The organism is Lysobacter rhizosphaerae (genome assembly GCF_054779795.1).
Map to the genome: position 1 here is coordinate 513,145 of NZ_BAAGXO010000001.1, position 16,651 is coordinate 529,795.

At 65.6% G+C, this 16,651-nt stretch carries 13 protein-coding genes; 10 read left to right on the top strand and 3 right to left on the bottom strand.

All coding sequences use genetic code 11. The features are described from left to right. Nucleotides 1-106 precede the first annotated feature (106 nt). The 7 genes from ACYVGE_RS02370 (at nt 107) to ACYVGE_RS02400 (ending at nt 7,390) form a co-directional block, all read left to right on the top strand. Nucleotides 107-1,027: a helix-turn-helix transcriptional regulator gene (locus tag ACYVGE_RS02370; protein WP_460726710.1), complete on the top strand. Its 921-nt coding sequence runs from the start codon at nt 107-109 to the stop codon at nt 1,025-1,027. A 283-nt stretch (nt 1,028-1,310) separates the two neighbouring features. After that, nucleotides 1,311-1,802, top strand: a complete 492-nt coding sequence (locus ACYVGE_RS02375) for a single-stranded DNA-binding protein (protein WP_310051508.1) — start codon at nt 1,311-1,313, stop codon at nt 1,800-1,802. Nucleotides 1,803-1,875: 73 nt separating this feature from the next. Then, on the top strand, nt 1,876-2,931 hold the full coding sequence (rfbB, locus tag ACYVGE_RS02380) for a dTDP-glucose 4,6-dehydratase (protein ID WP_460726713.1): 1,056 nt from the start codon (nt 1,876-1,878) through the stop codon (nt 2,929-2,931). Between the two features lie 47 nt (nt 2,932-2,978). Then, nucleotides 2,979-3,866: a glucose-1-phosphate thymidylyltransferase RfbA gene (gene rfbA / locus ACYVGE_RS02385; protein ID WP_460726715.1), complete on the top strand. Its 888-nt coding sequence runs from the start codon at nt 2,979-2,981 to the stop codon at nt 3,864-3,866. Continuing rightward, nucleotides 3,863-4,420, top strand: coding sequence for a dTDP-4-dehydrorhamnose 3,5-epimerase (gene rfbC, locus ACYVGE_RS02390; protein WP_460726717.1), 558 nt, complete (start codon nt 3,863-3,865; stop codon nt 4,418-4,420). The genes rfbA and rfbC overlap by 4 nt, the downstream gene beginning before the upstream one ends. Before the next feature lie 5 nt (nt 4,421-4,425). After that, complete coding sequence (gene rfbD, locus ACYVGE_RS02395; RefSeq protein WP_460726719.1) at nt 4,426-5,322, top strand: dTDP-4-dehydrorhamnose reductase; 897 nt, start codon at nt 4,426-4,428, stop codon at nt 5,320-5,322. A gap of 79 nt (nt 5,323-5,401) precedes the next feature. Next, the gene (locus ACYVGE_RS02400) at nt 5,402-7,390 is read left to right on the top strand and encodes a prolyl oligopeptidase family serine peptidase (protein ID WP_460726721.1); all 1,989 of its coding nucleotides are present in this window, start codon (nt 5,402-5,404) and stop codon (nt 7,388-7,390) included. Between the two features lie 162 nt (nt 7,391-7,552). On the opposite strand, the gene ACYVGE_RS02405 is transcribed toward ACYVGE_RS02400, so the two are convergent. Then, nucleotides 7,553-9,481 carry a peptide MFS transporter gene (locus tag ACYVGE_RS02405; protein WP_460727285.1) on the bottom strand — a complete coding sequence of 643 codons (1,929 nt, stop codon included), beginning with the start codon at nt 9,479-9,481 and terminating at the stop codon, nt 7,553-7,555. 179 nt (nt 9,482-9,660) lie between these two features. Between ACYVGE_RS02405 and ACYVGE_RS02410 the strand changes: the two genes are divergently transcribed. The 3 genes from ACYVGE_RS02410 (at nt 9,661) to ACYVGE_RS02420 (ending at nt 14,290) form a co-directional block, all read left to right on the top strand. Next, a complete protein-coding gene (locus ACYVGE_RS02410) occupies nt 9,661-11,646 on the top strand; it encodes an OPT family oligopeptide transporter (RefSeq protein WP_460727287.1) in 1,986 nt (661 codons plus the stop codon). Between the two features lie 99 nt (nt 11,647-11,745). Then, a complete protein-coding gene (locus ACYVGE_RS02415; RefSeq protein WP_460726723.1) occupies nt 11,746-13,821 on the top strand; it encodes a S9 family peptidase in 2,076 nt (691 codons plus the stop codon). Between the two features lie 292 nt (nt 13,822-14,113). Further along, on the top strand, nt 14,114-14,290 hold the full coding sequence (locus ACYVGE_RS02420; RefSeq protein ID WP_310051529.1) for a hypothetical protein: 177 nt from the start codon (nt 14,114-14,116) through the stop codon (nt 14,288-14,290). 7 nt (nt 14,291-14,297) lie between these two features. Here ACYVGE_RS02420 and ACYVGE_RS02425 read toward each other — a convergent pair whose 3' ends face one another. Next, on the bottom strand, nt 14,298-14,504 hold the full coding sequence (locus tag ACYVGE_RS02425; protein WP_460726725.1) for a YbdD/YjiX family protein: 207 nt from the start codon (nt 14,502-14,504) through the stop codon (nt 14,298-14,300). Next, nucleotides 14,501-16,573 (bottom strand): carbon starvation CstA family protein, encoded by a 2,073-nt coding sequence (locus ACYVGE_RS02430; protein WP_460726727.1) that lies wholly within the window; start codon nt 16,571-16,573, stop codon nt 14,501-14,503. The genes ACYVGE_RS02425 and ACYVGE_RS02430 overlap by 4 nt, the downstream gene beginning before the upstream one ends. Between the last annotated feature and the right edge of the window lie 78 nt (nt 16,574-16,651).

The following is a 16,651-nucleotide window of genomic DNA, read 5'->3' on the forward strand; positions in this document are numbered from 1 at the left end:
CACGGGCAACTCAACGAATACCTCGCGCATCTCAGTGGATGTCGCGCTACAACAAACATCGCCAGTTCCATCCATGCGTATCGCCAGCGATCATCAGGAGCCTGACATGCCTGACACCTTCGTGACCGCGCACGACGCGCGAATACCGGCCCCCTACAGGGCGGTAATCGCGGCGATGCCGCTCCGGCTCGCCACCGTCGCCCGTTCAGAGCGGGCGCGCGCACCAGCGCCGATGTTCTCCTTCTGGCTGCAGCTGCGTGGCACTGCGCAGGTCACCGCTGCGGAAGGCAGCTTCGTCCTGCGGGCGGGCCAGTGGATCGCGCTGGAGCGCGGTTCCATGCCCGAAGTCCAGTCCGACGAACGCGGTTTGACGATCGCGCTGATGCTCACGCCCGACGTGATGCATGGGGCGCTGGATTCCACCGATCGCGGCTTGCTCGCCGGCCGTGGCGAGGTCCCGCTGCATGAGCGGCGCGTGGCCTTGCGCCTGTGGCGCCAGTGCGCCTCGCTGCCGAACGACGCCGGCGCCGCGGCGGTGATGCGCGGCCTGAAGCCGCTGCTCAAGCACTGGCAGGGGGCCCAGGACCACTTCGCGGACATGATCGAGCGCTGCCCGGGCCGGTCGTTCCATCGCAAGACGCGGATCTTCTCCCGCATCCAGAAGGCCCGCCTGTATCTCGAGGGCAATCCCCAGCGGATGCTGCGGATCGAGGACCTGATGGAACTGACCCGCTTCTCCAGCTGGTGGCTGTCCAAGACCTTCCACGCGGTCTACCAGGAGACGCTGCAGAAGGCATCGATGCGCCTTCGCATGCAGCGCGCCCGCGACCTGCTGCTCAACAGCCAGCTCTCGATCACCGAGTTGGCCGAAGCCTGCGGCTTCCACGACCCCTGCAGTTTCGCCCGCCAGTTCAAGGCCTGGCACGGGGAAACCGCTTCCACCTGGCGGTCACGCCAGCAACTGGCCGCCGTCGCCGCTCTGGCCGGCGATCCGGACGAGCCCGTCGCGGCCTCCGCCGGCTACTAAGTCAGGGGCCGACGCGGAACCATGGGTGGGGCTGGCGTAGTACGCCGGCCCCGCCTGCATGCGCGCTGATCGCCGCCGCCGGCGGGTCCGGCCATCGGGTTCCAGCAAAATCAGGGGTTTCCGACCGAGACGTGCGGCATGTCCTGACGACCTCAGGGCGCCGGATATACTGTCATTGCACTTGTCCGCTGCCGCCCGGGGTCCCCGGGCCGCCGCGACGGGACATTCATCTCCTCTACCCGGGATTCCTGGCGGAATCTCCTTCTGAAAGGACCGCAACCCCATGGCACGTGGCATCAACAAGGTCATCCTGGTCGGCAATCTGGGCAACGATCCGGAGACCAAGTACACGCAGGGCGGCATGGCGGTCACCAAGGCCAGCCTGGCCACCACCAGCGTCCGCAAGGATCGCGAGGGCAATACCCAGGAACGCACCGAATGGCACCGGGTGACCTTCTTCGGCAAGCTCGGCGAGATCGCCGCCGAGTATCTTCGCAAGGGCAGCCAGGTCTACGTGGAAGGGTCGATCCGATACGACAAATACACCGGCCAGGATGGCGTCGAGAAGTACACCACCGACATCATTGCCGACGAGATGCAGATGCTCGGTGGCCGTGCCGAAGGCGGCGCACCGAAGCGTGAGTTCGGTGGCGGTGGCGAATCCCGCCAGTCGCGTCCGGCCCAGCCGCAGGGTGGCGCGCCGCGCCGCGAGGCGGCGCCTGCCAAGTCGAATGATTTTGGTACGGATTTCGCGGATGACGACATTCCGTTCTGATGCGGGCGAGGCGTCCGCCGTCATGCGGACGCAGCACAGATAGGCGGATTGTTCCAAACAAAGGGAGTTTCGAGTGGCAACATGGCTTGTGACCGGCGGCGCCGGTTTCATTGGTGGTAATTTCGTCCTGGAAGCGGTGCAACGCGGGGTTCGCATCATCAACCTCGACGTACTGACGTATGCCGGCAACCTGGACACGCTTTCATCGCTAGACGACCACCCGGGCCACGTTTTCGTCAAGGGAGACATCGGCGATGCGGCACTGGTCGAACGCCTGCTGCGTGAGCATCGTCCCGACGCCGTGATCAACTTCGCGGCCGAAAGCCACGTCGATCGCTCCATCGACGGACCTGCCGCTTTCGTGCAGACCAACGTCCTGGGCACGCTGTCCCTGCTGGAAAAAACCCGCGATTACTGGAAATCGCTCGATGCGCCGGCACGCGATGCCTTCCGCTTCCTGCATGTCTCCACCGACGAGGTCTACGGTTCGCTGGGCGACACCGGCAAGTTCACGGAAACCACGCCGTATGCGCCGAATTCCCCGTATTCCGCATCGAAGGCCGCGTCCGACCACCTGGTGCGCGCCTTCCACCATACCTACGGCCTGCCGGTCCTGACGACCAACTGTTCCAACAACTACGGTCCCTATCAGTTCCCGGAGAAGCTCATCCCGCTGGTGATCGCCAAGGCGCTCGCTGGCGAACCGCTGCCGGTCTACGGCGACGGCCTCAACGTGCGCGACTGGCTCTACGTGGGCGACCACTGCGCCGCCATCCGGCGCGTACTCGAAGCCGGGCGCGTGGGTGAAACCTACAACGTCGGCGGCGACGCCGAGCGCCAGAACATCGTGGTGGTGAAAACGATCTGCGCGCTGCTCGACCAGTCCCGTCCCCTGGCCGACGGCCGCGCACGGGAATCGCTGATCACCTACGTCAAGGATCGTCCGGGCCACGACCGCCGCTATGCCATCGATGCGTCCAAACTGCAGGACGAACTCGGTTGGGCTCCGACGGTGACCTTCGAGCAGGGCATGGCCCGCACGGTCGAGTGGTACCTGGACAACCAGCCCTGGGTGCAGCGCGTGCTGGACGGAAGCTATCGCCTGGAACGCATCGGTGCGGCGGCCTGACCGTCGCGATGCCGGCACAACGAAGTGCATTGACTGAAGTGGATTTCATGACCCAACGCAAAGGCATCATCCTCGCCGGAGGTTCCGGCACGCGTCTCTATCCGATCACCCAGGCCATCAGCAAGCAGCTGCTGCCAGTCTTCGACAAGCCAATGATCTACTACCCGCTCAGCGTGCTCATGCTGGCGGGCATCCGCGAAGTGCTGATCATCAACACGCCGCACGAACAGGCATTGTTCAAGCACCTGCTCGGCGATGGCTCCCAGTGGGGCATGAAGATCGAGTACGCCGTGCAGCCCAGTCCCGATGGCCTGGCGCAGGCGTACCTGATCGGTCGCGACTTCGTCGCCGGGCAACCGAGTTGCCTCGTTCTCGGGGACAACATCTTCTACGGACATGGGCTGACCCAGCTGTTGAAGAGCGCGACGGCGCGCGACCATGGCGCGACCGTGTTCGGATACTGGGTAAAAGACCCGGAACGCTATGGCGTGGCCGAATTCGACGCGTCGGGTAGGGTCGTGGGCCTCGAGGAAAAGCCGGCACAGCCCAAGTCCAGTTATGCGGTCACCGGCCTGTACTTCTATGACGGCCGTGCCGCGGATTTTGCCGCCGGTCTCAAGCCGTCCGCGCGTGGCGAGCTGGAAATCACCGATCTCAACCGTTGCTACCTCGAGGACGGCTCGCTGCAACTGGAGCGCATGGGGCGCGGCTTTGCCTGGCTCGACACCGGCACGCATGAATCCCTGGTCGAGGCTTCGAGCTACATCGAGACGATCGAGAAGCGGCAGGGGCTGCGCGTGTGCTGCCCGGAGGAAATCGCCTACTTCAACGAGTGGATCGACGGCGCGCAGCTGCGCGAGCTCGCCAGGCCGCTGGCCAAGAACGGCTACGGCCAGTATCTGCTGAGCATGCTCGAACACGGGCCGGTCGCTTGAAGGTCATCGAAACCGACCTGCCGGGCTGCGTGGTGGTCGAGCCGCAGGTATTCGGCGATGCGCGCGGCTATTTCTTCGAGTCGTTCAACAGCGACAAGCTGGCGGCGCACGGCCTGGAATTGAAGGTCGTGCAGGTCAACGTCTCGTCTTCCAGCCAGGGCGTGTTGCGGGGCCTGCACTACCAGTGGCCGAACCCGCAGGGCAAATATGTGTCGGTCAGCGAGGGCGAAGTGTGGGATGTCGCCGTTGACATCCGCCGCGGCTCACCGACGTTCGGGAAGTGGGCGGCCGTCGTGCTCAATGCCGAGAACAAGCGCCATTTCTGGATTCCGGAAGGCTTTGCCCATGGGTTCGTGGTCCTGAGCGAGCGTGCGGTGTTCACCTACCTGTGTACCGCTACCTATGACGCCAAGGCCGATGCGGGAATCCGCTGGGACGATCCGGCGCTGGCCATCGACTGGCCGGTGAGCGACCCGCAACTGTCGGACAAGGATTTGCGCGCGCCCTTGCTCGCGGACGTGGCGGCAGAGCGATTGCCGGTCTATACGGGCTGAGCGGCGTGAAAATCCTGCTGCTTGGCGGCAATGGCCAGGTTGGGTACGAACTGCAGCGCAGCCTCTCGCCGCTGGGCGAGGTCACGGTGACGACCCGGAGCGGGGAGTTGCCCGACGGCGGACGGTGCGAGGCGCTGGACATCCAGGCGCTCGAAACCTTCGCGCCGCTTGTCGACCGCGTCGCACCGGACCTGATTGTCAACGCGACCGCGCATACGGCGGTGGATCGCGCGGAGGACGAACCCGCGCTCGCGTACCGAGCCAACGCTGAAGCTCCGACGGAGCTGGCGCGCCTGTGCGCCGAGCGCGGCGCGGCCTTCGTCCACTACTCGACGGATTATGTTTTCGACGGGAGCGGCCACGCGCCCTACCGCGAGGACCACCCGACCGCGCCCCTGGGCGTGTACGGCGCAAGCAAGCTCGCGGGCGAGCAGGGCGTGCAGGCCAGCGGTGCGCAGCACCTGATATTGCGTACTGCCTGGGTCTACGCGACCCGCGGTGGCAACTTCCTGCGCACCATGCTGCGCGTCGGCGCGGAGCGCGAGGAACTGCGCGTGGTCGCCGACCAGCATGGCTGCCCCACGCCCGCATGGCTGATCGCCGATGCGACCGCCGAGGTCCTGCGACAGGGCATCCGACAATCCGGCGTCCGCCATCTGGTCGCCGATGGCGAAACCACCTGGCACGGCTTTGCCGAAGCGATCTTCGCGGAGGCGCATGCACGCGGATTGATCGGCCGTGTGCCGAACGTCGTGCCGATCACGACTGCCGAATATCCGACCCGTGCGCGCCGCCCGGCGTATTCCGTGATGGATGCCTCACTGTTGCGTCGCGAATACGGTCTTTCCTTGCCGGCGTGGCGTGTCGCGCTTGCGCGGACGCTCTCCGCGGATGACTGTTAGTTCAAGGCGATGCTAGGCTTCAAATGGGGGTCCGCGGTGACATGCGCGGACGCGAGAATGGACGCAAAGGGAGGGTGAAATGAAGCGATTGGTACTTGGCCTGGCCTTGATGGCCGGGGGCGCCGTCATGCCGGCGATGGCGGCGGTAGACGTGGGCGCTTACGTAAAAAGGGATACGTTCGACCAGCTCAAGATCTCGCCAGGCGGCGAGTACTACGCGGCCACGGTTCCGCAGGAAGATCGCTCGATCCTGGTCGTGATCGATCGCGCGACCCTCAAGGTGACCGGTAGCTTCAAGTTGCCCGTCGACAATTACGTCGCGGACTTCCGCTGGGTCAACAAAGACCGCCTGGTCATCAGCGTGGCCAAGAAATTCGGCCTTCTCGACAGCCCGCAATTGACCGGCGAACTGTTCGCGATCGGGGCCAACGGCAGCAAGCCGGAAATGCTGATCGGCTATCGCGTCAACGATGGTGGACTGGGCACCTCGATCAAGCCGAAGAAGGACAACCAGAGTATCTGGGGCTATCTGGTGGACAGCCTCCCGGCCGACGACAAGTCGGTCCTGGTCTCGACCCAACCGTACGGGTCGGCGGATCCATGGTCCAGCGCACAGCGCCTGGACGTGTATACGGGGCGCCTGACGGTTGTGGCGAAGACTCCGGTGCAGGACGCGCGGTTCCAGACCGATAACAAAGGCGTGATCCGCTTCGTCAACGGCTCCAGTTCGGACAACGTCAGCCGCCTCTACTACCGCACCGGAGATGGCGCGGAATGGGAGATGCTGAGCTACGAGTCGGATACGAAAGGGGCCGAGTATCCGGTCGGATTTTCTGCCGACGACAAGACCGCTTACCTGCTCGTGGAGCAGGCAGACGGTCCGGATGCGCTGGTGGCCATGGACGTGGAAACGCGAAAGCGCACCGAAGTCCTGCGCGATGACGACGTCGATCCGAATGGGGTGATTTACCGCAACGGAACGCGCACTCCGGTTGGCCTCTACTTCATGGATGGCAAGCCACGCACGGCGTTCCTGGACGACAAATCGCCCGAGGCTCGCCTGCAACGTGGCCTGGAAGCCGCCTTTCCGGGCGATGACGTCGTAATCACGTCGCAGACCGCCGATGGCAGTCTTGCCCTGGTGAGTGTTTCCAACGATCGCAATCCGGGTGACTTCTACCTGTTCGACACCGTGGCCAAGAAGGCCGCGCATGTCGTGGCTCGGCGGGAGTGGCTCGACCCGGAGCAGCAGGCGCAGATGCAGCCGGTCAAGCTGGCGGCGCGCGACGGGCTGACGCTGCACGGTTACCTGACCACACCCAAGGGCAGCTCCGGCAAAGGACTTCCCCTGGTGGTGATGCCGCACGGGGGTCCCTTCGGCGTCAACGACGAATGGGAATTCAACGACGAGGCGCAGATGCTGTCGGCGGCCGGTTACGCGGTGCTCCAACTCAACTATCGAGGTTCCAGCGGTTACGGGCGAGCCTTCCTGCATGCGGGTGCCCGCGAATGGGGCGGGGCGATGCAGGACGACCTTACCGACGCCACCAAATGGGCGATCGAACAAGGCATCGCCGACAAGAACCGCATCTGCCTGTACGGCGCCAGTTACGGTGGTTACGCCGCCCTCATGGGTGTCGCCAAGGAGCAGGGCCTGTACAAGTGTGCCGCTGGCTACGTCGGTGTTTACGACCTGCCCAAGCGCAAGAACGATCTGCATGGTCGTAGCGCACGCGCGGGCAACTGGGCATCGGACTGGATGGGAAAGAACGAGCAGCTGGCCTCGCTGTCACCCAACCGCATGGCCGACCGCATCAAGGTGCCGGTGTTCCTCGCGGCCGGTGGTGAAGATGAGAATGTTCCGATCGAACACTCGAAAATGATGGAAGCGGCGCTGCGCAAGGCCGGTGTTCCGGTGGAGACGCTCTACTACGACACCGAGGGCCACGGCTTCTACAAGCCGGAGCACCAGAAGGAGTTCTACACGCGCCTGCTCGCGTTCCTGTCGCGCCATCTGGGCGGCGGCCTCGCAATGACGACTGGCCCGGGAACGGACAGCGCCAAGTAATACGGCCTCAGCAATTCACGACGGCGCCCTCGGGCGCCGTCGTCGTTTCAGGGCTATCTAGTTGACGGCGGATATCCAGCGCTCCGGCGTTGCTCAAGGGACGAGCTTGAGAGAAAACGAAAACGGCGCCCAATGGCGCCGTTCGTATCACGCATGCAGGGCTCACTTGACCCCGTGCATCATCCGCCGCAGCAGCGGCGACGCCAGCAACGCTACAGCGGCGCAGCCGATGCCCAGCCACATCAGCAGGGTGAAGAGGTCGGCATACTTCGCCGCGGCCTGCGCGATGTTCATGGTTTCGCCTTCGGGCACTTCGATCGCCGCCAGCTTGCCGAACAACGCGGCGAGCGTTTCCGAGAATGCGGTGGCCAGGAACCAGGTGCCCATCATCAGGCTCACCACGCGCGGCACCGACAGCTGCGTCACCGCCGACAGGCCGACCGGGTAGAGGCACATCTCACCCAGTTCCAGCAGCAGGTAGGCGAGCACCAGCCACCACACGCTGGCCATTTCGCCGGTCGCGCCGGCCTGCTGCGCGGCCCAGACCAGCGGCAGGAAGCTGAGGCCACCGAACAACAATCCCAACGCCGATTTCGTGGGCTTGGTGGGGTCGAGGCCGCGCTTGTCCAGCCATGCCCAGATCACCGCGAACAACGGCGCCAGCAGCACGATGAACAACGAGCCCAGGTAGGTGAGCGAGCCCGCGTTCTGCGGCAGCACCAGGGCATCGTGCAGCAAGGTCACGAGCATCGCGGCGACGGCGAGGAGGAAGGCCACTTTCGGAGTGGCCGACCCGGGGTTCCGTTCGGAAATCGTCGACGCCACCATGAACGACAACGGCGCCAGCACCAGCGCGACGATCGACCAGGGCCACGGCGCGCCTTCACGCACCACCATCGAGGGGATGAGGTCCTTGCCCATCAGGCGGTCATTGAAGGTCACCCACGAGCCGTAGGTCTGCTCGTACAGGGTGTAGAAGACCAGCGCGGCGAAGATCAGCACCATCATCGCGCCCATGCGCTGGGCCTCGACCTTCGAGCAGCCGCGCGTCACGAAGCCGACGTACCAGAAGCCGACGACCAGGAACACGACCGACATCAGCACCAGTGCCAGCGTGGCTTCCTCGATGAAGAAATCGAGCACGCCAAAGCGTTGCGACAGCCAGATCACGGCGAGGCCGAGCAGCGAGAAGCCCAGCAGCGACGGCGCATATCGCGTCAGCGGCAAGTTGGCCCCGTCGGTCCTGCGCCAGCCATGCCACATGGTCCAGAGGATGCCGGCCAATGCCATGACGACGATGTAGTACGTCCAGCGGATGGTCGAGGGGCCCAGCTGGATCGCGGTGACCGCATGCATCAGCCATGCGACGGGCAGCAGGCCGAGGAGGGCGCAGGCGTAGATGGTCAGCTCACGTCCGCGGCTCAGCGGCTTCGGCGGTTCCGCCACGCCACGCAGGTACTTGCGGCCCCACAGGAACTGGCCGAGTCCGAGCAGCATGCCGATGCCCGCTGCGCCGAAACCGTACTTCCACCCGTATTGCTGGCCGAGGTAACCGCATACGATCGATGCGAACAACGCGCCGAGGTTGATGCCGGCCACGAACAGCGAGAAGCCGGAGTCGCGGCGTGGATCGTTCTCTTCGTACAGGCGCCCAACTATCGTCGAGACATTGGGCTTGAGGAAGCCGACGCCCATGATGATCAGCGACAGCGACAGGTAGAACATCCGCAGTGCGGCGTCGTCGCGCGTCACCACGCCGTTGACCACCGTTGCCGCGTGGCCCTCGATCGCCATGCCGGCATGCCCGGCCACCAGCAACAGGCCGCCGAAGATCACGGCCTTGCGCATGCCCAGGAAGCGGTCTGCCAGCAGGCCGCCTATGACCGGCACGCAATACACCAGGCCGCCGTACGCGCCCAGGACGTCCAGCCCCGCGCGGTCGCCGAACTTGTGGTGCTGCAGCAGGTACAGCAGCAGCAGCGCCTTCATTCCGTAGAAGGAGAAGCGCTCCCACATCTCGGTGAAGAAGCAGACGTAGACGCCCTTGGGATGACCGAGGAAGTCATCGCTGGCGTCCGTCGCGAGCGGCAGGGCGGCGGGAGCAGAGAGTGCGGACAAGAAGAACCCCGATTGCAACGCGCCTCCATGCGCAAAGTGGGCCGAGTATAGCCAGCCCGCCAACGCCGGCCGTCCCCGCCGGTCGAGTGGTCTGCGATACTGGGGCGTCTATACGAAGGGGGAGACCGTCCTTGAACAGCCCAGCCAAATCCATGGCCGAGCCGCGTACCGAACTGACCATCCGCGCCCTGGTCCTGGGCGTGATCATCACCGTGGCGTTCACCGCGGCGAACGTGTTCTTCGGCCTGAAAGCCGGCCTGACCTTCGCCACCTCGATTCCTGCCGCCGTCATCTCGATGGCGTTGCTGCGCAACTTCCGCGATTCCACCATCCAGGAAAACAACATCGTGCAGACCGTCGCTTCCGCGGCGGGCACGCTGTCCTCGATCATCTTCGTCCTGCCGGGCCTGGTGATGATTGGCTGGTGGACGGGGTTTCCCTACTGGATTTCCTTCCTGATCTGCGCACTGGGCGGCATCCTCGGCGTGATGTATTCCATCCCGCTGCGGCGCGCGCTGGTGACGAACTCGGAGCTGCCGTATCCCGAGGGCGTCGCCTGCGCCGAAGTGCTGAAGGTCGGCAGTCCGGGTGAAGACGCGACCGCCGCGGGCATCGAGGAAAGCCGTGTCGGCCTGATGGCGGTGATCTGGGGTTCGATCGTGGCGGCGACCTTTGCCGTCATCGTCGCGACCCGCGTGTTTGCCAGCGACGTCGCGCAGTACTTCCGCTTCGGTGGCGAGAAGGGGTCGGTGACGGGCTTCGACTTCAACCTCTCGATGGCGCTGTTCGCCGTGGGCCACCTGGTGGGGCTGTGGGTCGGCGTCGCGATGCTGCTGGGCGCGGTCATCGCGTGGGCATGGGGCGTGCCGCATTACTCGGCCCTCGCGGCCGCGGCGGGTGCGGCGGCGGACGTGGCGCAGGCGACGTGGAGCCATCAGGTGCGCTTCGTCGGTGCCGGCACGATAGGTGTTGCGGCCATCTGGACGCTGGCCAAGCTGGTGAAGCCTGTCGCCAGTGGCCTGAGCTCCGCGATGGCGGCTTCGCGCGTGCGCAAGGCCGGTCAGCTCGACTCGCTGCCACGCACCGAGCACGACATTCCGATCGGTCTGGTCGGCATCATCATGGTCGCCTGCTTCCTGCCGATCGCATGGCTGCTCGGTCACCTGAGCATCCAGAGCGGCCTGGGCGCGCACATGTGGACGCTGATCGTCGGCGGCCTTATCTACTGCGTGGTGATGGGCTTCCTGGTGTCCGCGGTGTGCGGCTACATGGCGGGCCTGATCGGATCGTCGAACAGCCCGCTGTCGGGCATCGGCATCCTGGTGGTCATCGGCGCGGCGCTGCTGCTGGTGTTCGGCATCAAGCCGCTGATGGCGCCGGGCAATGAAAAGGGACTGGTCGCATTCGCCCTGCTGGTGACGTCGGTGGTGTTCACCGTCGCCGCGATCGCCAACAACAACCTGCAGGACCTCAAGACCGGCCAATTGGTGGACGCGACGCCGTCCAAGCAGCAGTGGGCCCTGGTGGTCGGCGTGATCGCGGGCGCCGCGATCATTCCGCCGATCCTCGACCTGCTGAACCATGCCTACGGTTTCGCCGGTACGCCGGGCGCCGATCCCTCCAAGGCGCTGGCCGCGCCGCAGGCCGGTCTGATCTCCGCGCTGGCGCAGGGCGTGATCCAGAACAACATCGACTGGAGCCTGATCGAAATCGGCGCCGGAATCGGCGTGGTGCTGATCGTGCTGGACGAGGTGCTGCGGCGCACGACCAAGTCCGCGCACCTGTCGCCCCTGGCCGTGGGCCTGGGCATCTATCTGCCGACCTCGGCGACGCTGATGGTGGTGGTGGGTGCGCTGGCCGGTGCGTTCTACGACAAGCGTGCCGAACGCACGGCCAAGCCGGAATCGGCAAAGCAACTCGGCGTGCTGCTGGCCTCGGGCATGATCGTCGGCGAAGGCCTGATCGGCGTGGTGATCGCGGCGATCGTGGCGTTCTCGGGCATGGATGCGCCGCTGGCGCTGGTGGGTCCGGAGTTCGCGAACGCTGCCGTATGGATCGGCGGTATCGCGTTCGTCGTGGCGATGCTGGTCCTGTACCGCTGGATCGAAGGCGTGGCGCGTCGCACGGCGAACGCCTGACCGGAGTTTGCAGTTCCCGGGCATGTGACGGCCGGCCTTTGCGACGACAGGGGCCGGCCGCCTAACATCGGGACCTTCGTTGTCCCGCCCGGAGTTCCGATGAATCTGCGTCATGCCGTCCTGCCCCTGCTCCTTGCGGCGGCCCTGCCTTCGTTCGATGCCGCCGCCGCGCGCGGTTTCGAGGTCCGTGACCTCGCCGCGCTCGACCGCGTATCCGCTCCCACGCTGTCGCCCAATGGCCGCACGCTGGTGTTCGCCAAGCGCGTGGTGGACGTGTCCGCCAACAAGTCGTCGACGGCGCTGTGGATCGAAGACCTGTTCGCGCGCGATGCCGCGCCGCCCAAGCGCCTGACGCCGGATGGCTGGAACGTGAACTCGGCGTCGTTCTCGAGCGACGGCAGCACCGTATATTTCCTCAGCGCGAAGTCGGGATCCATGCAGCTGTACGCGATCCCCACGCGCGGCGGCGAGCCGGTCCGCCTCACCGATTTCCCCAGCGACATCGGCAGCTACAAGCTCTCGCCGGATGGCAAGCGCCTGGCCTTCAGCGTCGAGGCGTTCGCGGACTGCGGCAGTGACCTCGCGTGCAGCCCCAAGCGCATGGAGGAGCGTGGCAAGCAGAAGAATTCGGGCGTCCTGTTCGACCGCATCTTCATCCGCCATTGGGATGCATGGAATGACGGGCGCCTCAACCGCCTCTTCGTCACCGGCCTCGGCGATGGCACGACGATGGCGAACACGGGAACGCTGGTGGGCGCCGACGTGATCGGCGATGTGCCGTCCAGGCCTTTCGGCGACCAGAGCGAATACGAGTGGTCGCCCGACGGCAAGCAGCTCGTGCTGAGCGCGCGCAAGTCCGACCAGGACGAGCCCCATTCGACCAACTTCGACCTGTACCTGGTCAATGCCGACGGCGGTGGCGCGGCGAAAAACCTCACGGCCGCCAATCCGGCCTGGGACACCACGCCGGTGTTCAGCGCGGATGGCAAGACGCTGTACTACCGCGCCATGAAGCGCCCCGGCTTCGAAGCGGATCGCTTCGCGTTGATGGCGATGGACCTGGCCTCCGGCTCGACGCGCGAGATCGCGCCGCGTTGGGACGCATCGGCCAATGGCATCACCTTGTCGACGGATGGCAAGAGCATCTACACGACCGCGCAGGAACTCGGACAGGAGCCGCTGTTCGCCGTGTCGATCGCCAATGGCGAAGTGAGCAGCGTGTTCGGCGCCGATGGCTCCGTCACCTCGTTCGCACTGGCTGGCCCGACGCTCGCGTTCACGCGTTCGTCGCTGAAGAGTGGCGACCAGATCTTCACCACCAGCGCGGATGGCCACGCGCCGCAGCGCCCGATCACGCAGAGCGCCGGCCAGATGCTGCCGGATGTCCGCTTCGGCGACTACGAGCAGTTCAAGTTCGCGGGCTGGAACAACGAGACGGTGCACGGTTACGTGGTCAAGCCGTGGAACTACAAGAAGGGCAAGAAGTATCCGGTCGCCTTCCTCATCCATGGCGGTCCGCAGGGCAGCTTCGGTAACGGCTGGAGCTACCGCTGGAATCCGCAGACCTACGCGGGCCAGGGCTACGCGGTGGTGATGATCGACTTCCACGGCTCCACCGGCTACGGCCAGGCCTTCACCGATGCGATCAGCCAGCACTGGGGCGATCGCCCGCTGGAAGACCTCCAGAAGGGTTGGGCCGCGGCGCAGCAGCAGTTCGCCTTCCTCGATGGCGACAAGGCCTGTGCGCTGGGCGCGAGCTACGGCGGCTTCATGGTCAACTGGATCGCGGGCAACTGGAACCAGCCGTGGAAGTGCCTGGTGAGCCACGACGGTGTGTTCGAGAACAACGCCATGGGCTACGCGACCGAGGAGCTGTGGTTCAGCGAATGGGAAAACGGCGGCACACCGTTCGAGAATCCGCAGGGTTACCAGAAGTTCAACCCGGCCAACCACGTCGCCGACTTCCGCGTGCCGATGCTGGTCATCCATGGCCAGCAGGATTTCCGCATCCCGGCAGAGCAGGGCATCGCGCTGTTCACGGCGCTGCAGCGCAAGGGCGTGGAGTCGAAGTTCCTCTACTTCCCCGATGAGAACCATTGGGTGCTGAAGCCGCAGAACTCCATTCAATGGCATGACACGGTCAATGGCTGGTTGAAGCAGCACATCGGTCAGTAAGCGCTTGCATTGGCCTGGATGAAGAAGGGCGGAGCTGCGGCTCCGCCCTTTCTTTTTGGCTGGGCAGGAGACTGAGCGATTGCGCGAGCTGGTGACGGCATCGTGACGACGTGTTGCGGCCCGGCCTGCCGTGTTTCCATCCAGACCGCCCCGCACTTCAGTGGCCATTCCGTTGGCGGGATGGGCTGCATCGGTGATGCGTCGGATGGCCGGATTCCGGGGGCCAGCCCGTTGTTCTGGCTGTCCGGATTGGGCGTATGCTCGCTGCCGGGGACAGTCGCAGGGGACAGAAATGACCGACGATTTCCGCAAGCCGCCGGAGCCGTACCGGGGGCCGGAACGCCGCAAGGGTGGCGATCGCAGGCAGGGCGAGGACCGGCGCGAAATGATCCGGTTCGAACCGACCAAGGACGATCGCCGCAGCGGCAAGGACCGGCGCAAGCGCACCGGCTGGGACACCGTCCGCTAACCGCGACTCAGCAGCAGCGCGACCGCCCCTTGCCGTACCGCGCCGCCATGCGCTCCCGGAAGAACGCGTCGCGCCCCATCGGTGCGAGCTGCGGATGATGGCTGCGCATGTGCTCGATATACGCCCCGTAGTCCGGAATGCCGATCGCGAGCCGCGCCGTTCGCGCGGCGTTCGACCAGATGTCCCGCAGCAGCGTTCGCAGGACGGTGATCATGCCGTCGGCTTGGCCAGCACGCTGTCGAGCGCCACGTAGTCGCTTTCGCGCGTGGTGGGCGCGTGGGCCCGTCGCGCCGCCAGCGCGGCCCGTGCGCCGAAGAACACGGTCGACAGCACGACCACGATGAACACGGCGCACAGCACCACATCGACCTGGTAGTTGAACACCAGGCGCCGCATCTCTTCGATCGACTTCGCCGGAGCCACTACTTCGCCACGCGCAATCGCGTCGGTGAACCTGCGCGCACTGGCCAGGAACCCGATCTTGGGATCATCGTGGAAGATCTTCTGCCAGCTGGCGGTGAGCGTGCACAGCAGCAGCCATGCGGTCGGCAACAGCGGGATCCACAGGTACTTCCCGCGCTTCATCTTCACCATGATCACGCAGCAGAACACCAGCGCGATCCCTGCCAGCATCTGGTTGGCGATGCCGAACAACGGCCACAGTGTGTTGATGCCCCCGAGTGGATCGACGACGCCCTGGTACAGGAACCAGCCCCAGCCCGCGACCGCGATCCCCGTGCACAGGACGTTCGCCCCCCAGTTCTCGGTGCGCGCCAGCGATGGGTGCGCCATGCCCAGCATGTCCTGGAGCATGAAGCGCGCGACGCGCGTACCGGCATCGAGGGTGGTCAGGATGAACAAGGCCTCGAACAGGATCGCGTAGTGGTACCAGAACGCCATCATCCCGGTGCCGCCAGAGATGCCGTGGAGGATCTGCGCCATGCCGACCGCCAGCGTCGGGGCGCCGCCGGTGCGCGAGAGCAGGGTTTCCTCGCCGATTTCCTTCGCGGTGGCCGCGAGCACGTCGGGCGTGATGACGAAGCCCCAGTTGGAAATCGCTGCTGCGGCGGAGTCGACGGTCGAACCAATCAGCGACGCCGGCGCATTCATCGCGAAATAGACGCCCGGCTGCAGCACGCAGGCCGCGACGAGCGCCATCACCGCGACGAAGGCCTCCATCAGCATGCCGCCGTAACCGATCGGCAGGATGTGCGATTCGCTGGCGAGCATCTTGGGCGTCGTGCCGGAACTGATCAGCGAGTGGAAGCCGGATACCGCGCCGCAGGCGATGGTGATGAAGAGAAACGGAAAGAGCTTTCCGCTGAAGACCGGGCCGGTGCCGTCGATGAAACGCGAGAGCGCCGGCATCTGCAGGTCGGGCGTGGCGATGAAGATCGCGATTGCCAGCAGGCCGATGGTGCCGATCTTGAGGAAAGTGCTGAGGTAGTCGCGTGGCGCGAGCAGCAGCCATACCGGCAGCACGGCGGCGATGAAACCGTAGCCGATCAGCAGCCAGGCCAGCGTGGTCGCCTCCAGGCGGAATACCGCCGACCATTGTGGATCGGCCGCGACCAGGCCACCGATCCAGATCGCCAGCAGCAGCAGCGCCAGGCCGATCACCGACACTTCGAGGATGCGGCCGGGCCGGAAGTAGCGCAGGTACACGCCCATCAGCACCGCGATCGGGATAGTCATCGCCACCGTGAACGTGCCCCACGGGCTCTGCGCCAGCGCCTTCACCACGACCAGCGCGAGCACGGCGAGCAGGATCACCATGATGAAGAGGATGCCGATCATCGCGGTGACGCCCGCGGCGCCGCCCATCTCCGCGCGGATCATCTCGCCGAGCGAGCGGCCATCGCGGCGCGTGGAGAAAAACAGGACCAGCATGTCCTGCACCGCACCGGCAAAGACCACGCCGGCGAGGATCCACAGCGTGCCCGGCAGGTAGCCCATCTGTGCCGCCAGTACCGGGCCCACCAGGGGGCCCGCGCCGGCGATGGCGGCAAAGTGGTGGCCGAACAGCACGCTGCGTTCGGTGGGGACATAGTCCAGGCCATCGTTGCGCCGCCAAGCGGGCGTTGCACGCGTCGCGTCGACGCCCAGTGCGACGTTCGCGATGTAGCGGCCATAGAAGCGATAGGCGATGGCAAACACGGACATGGCCGCGGCCACCAGCCACATGGCGCTGATGGTTTCGCCGCGGTGCAGGGCCAGCGTGCCCACGCTGGCAACGGCCACGACGGTAAGCGCGGCCCAGATGAGCCAGGAAAAGCGTTGCATTGACGACCCTCCGGGGAAGCCCGAAGCGTCGCCCGAGTTCCGGGGGAAATCAATGATGGCGGTGGGATTTCCGCGGCG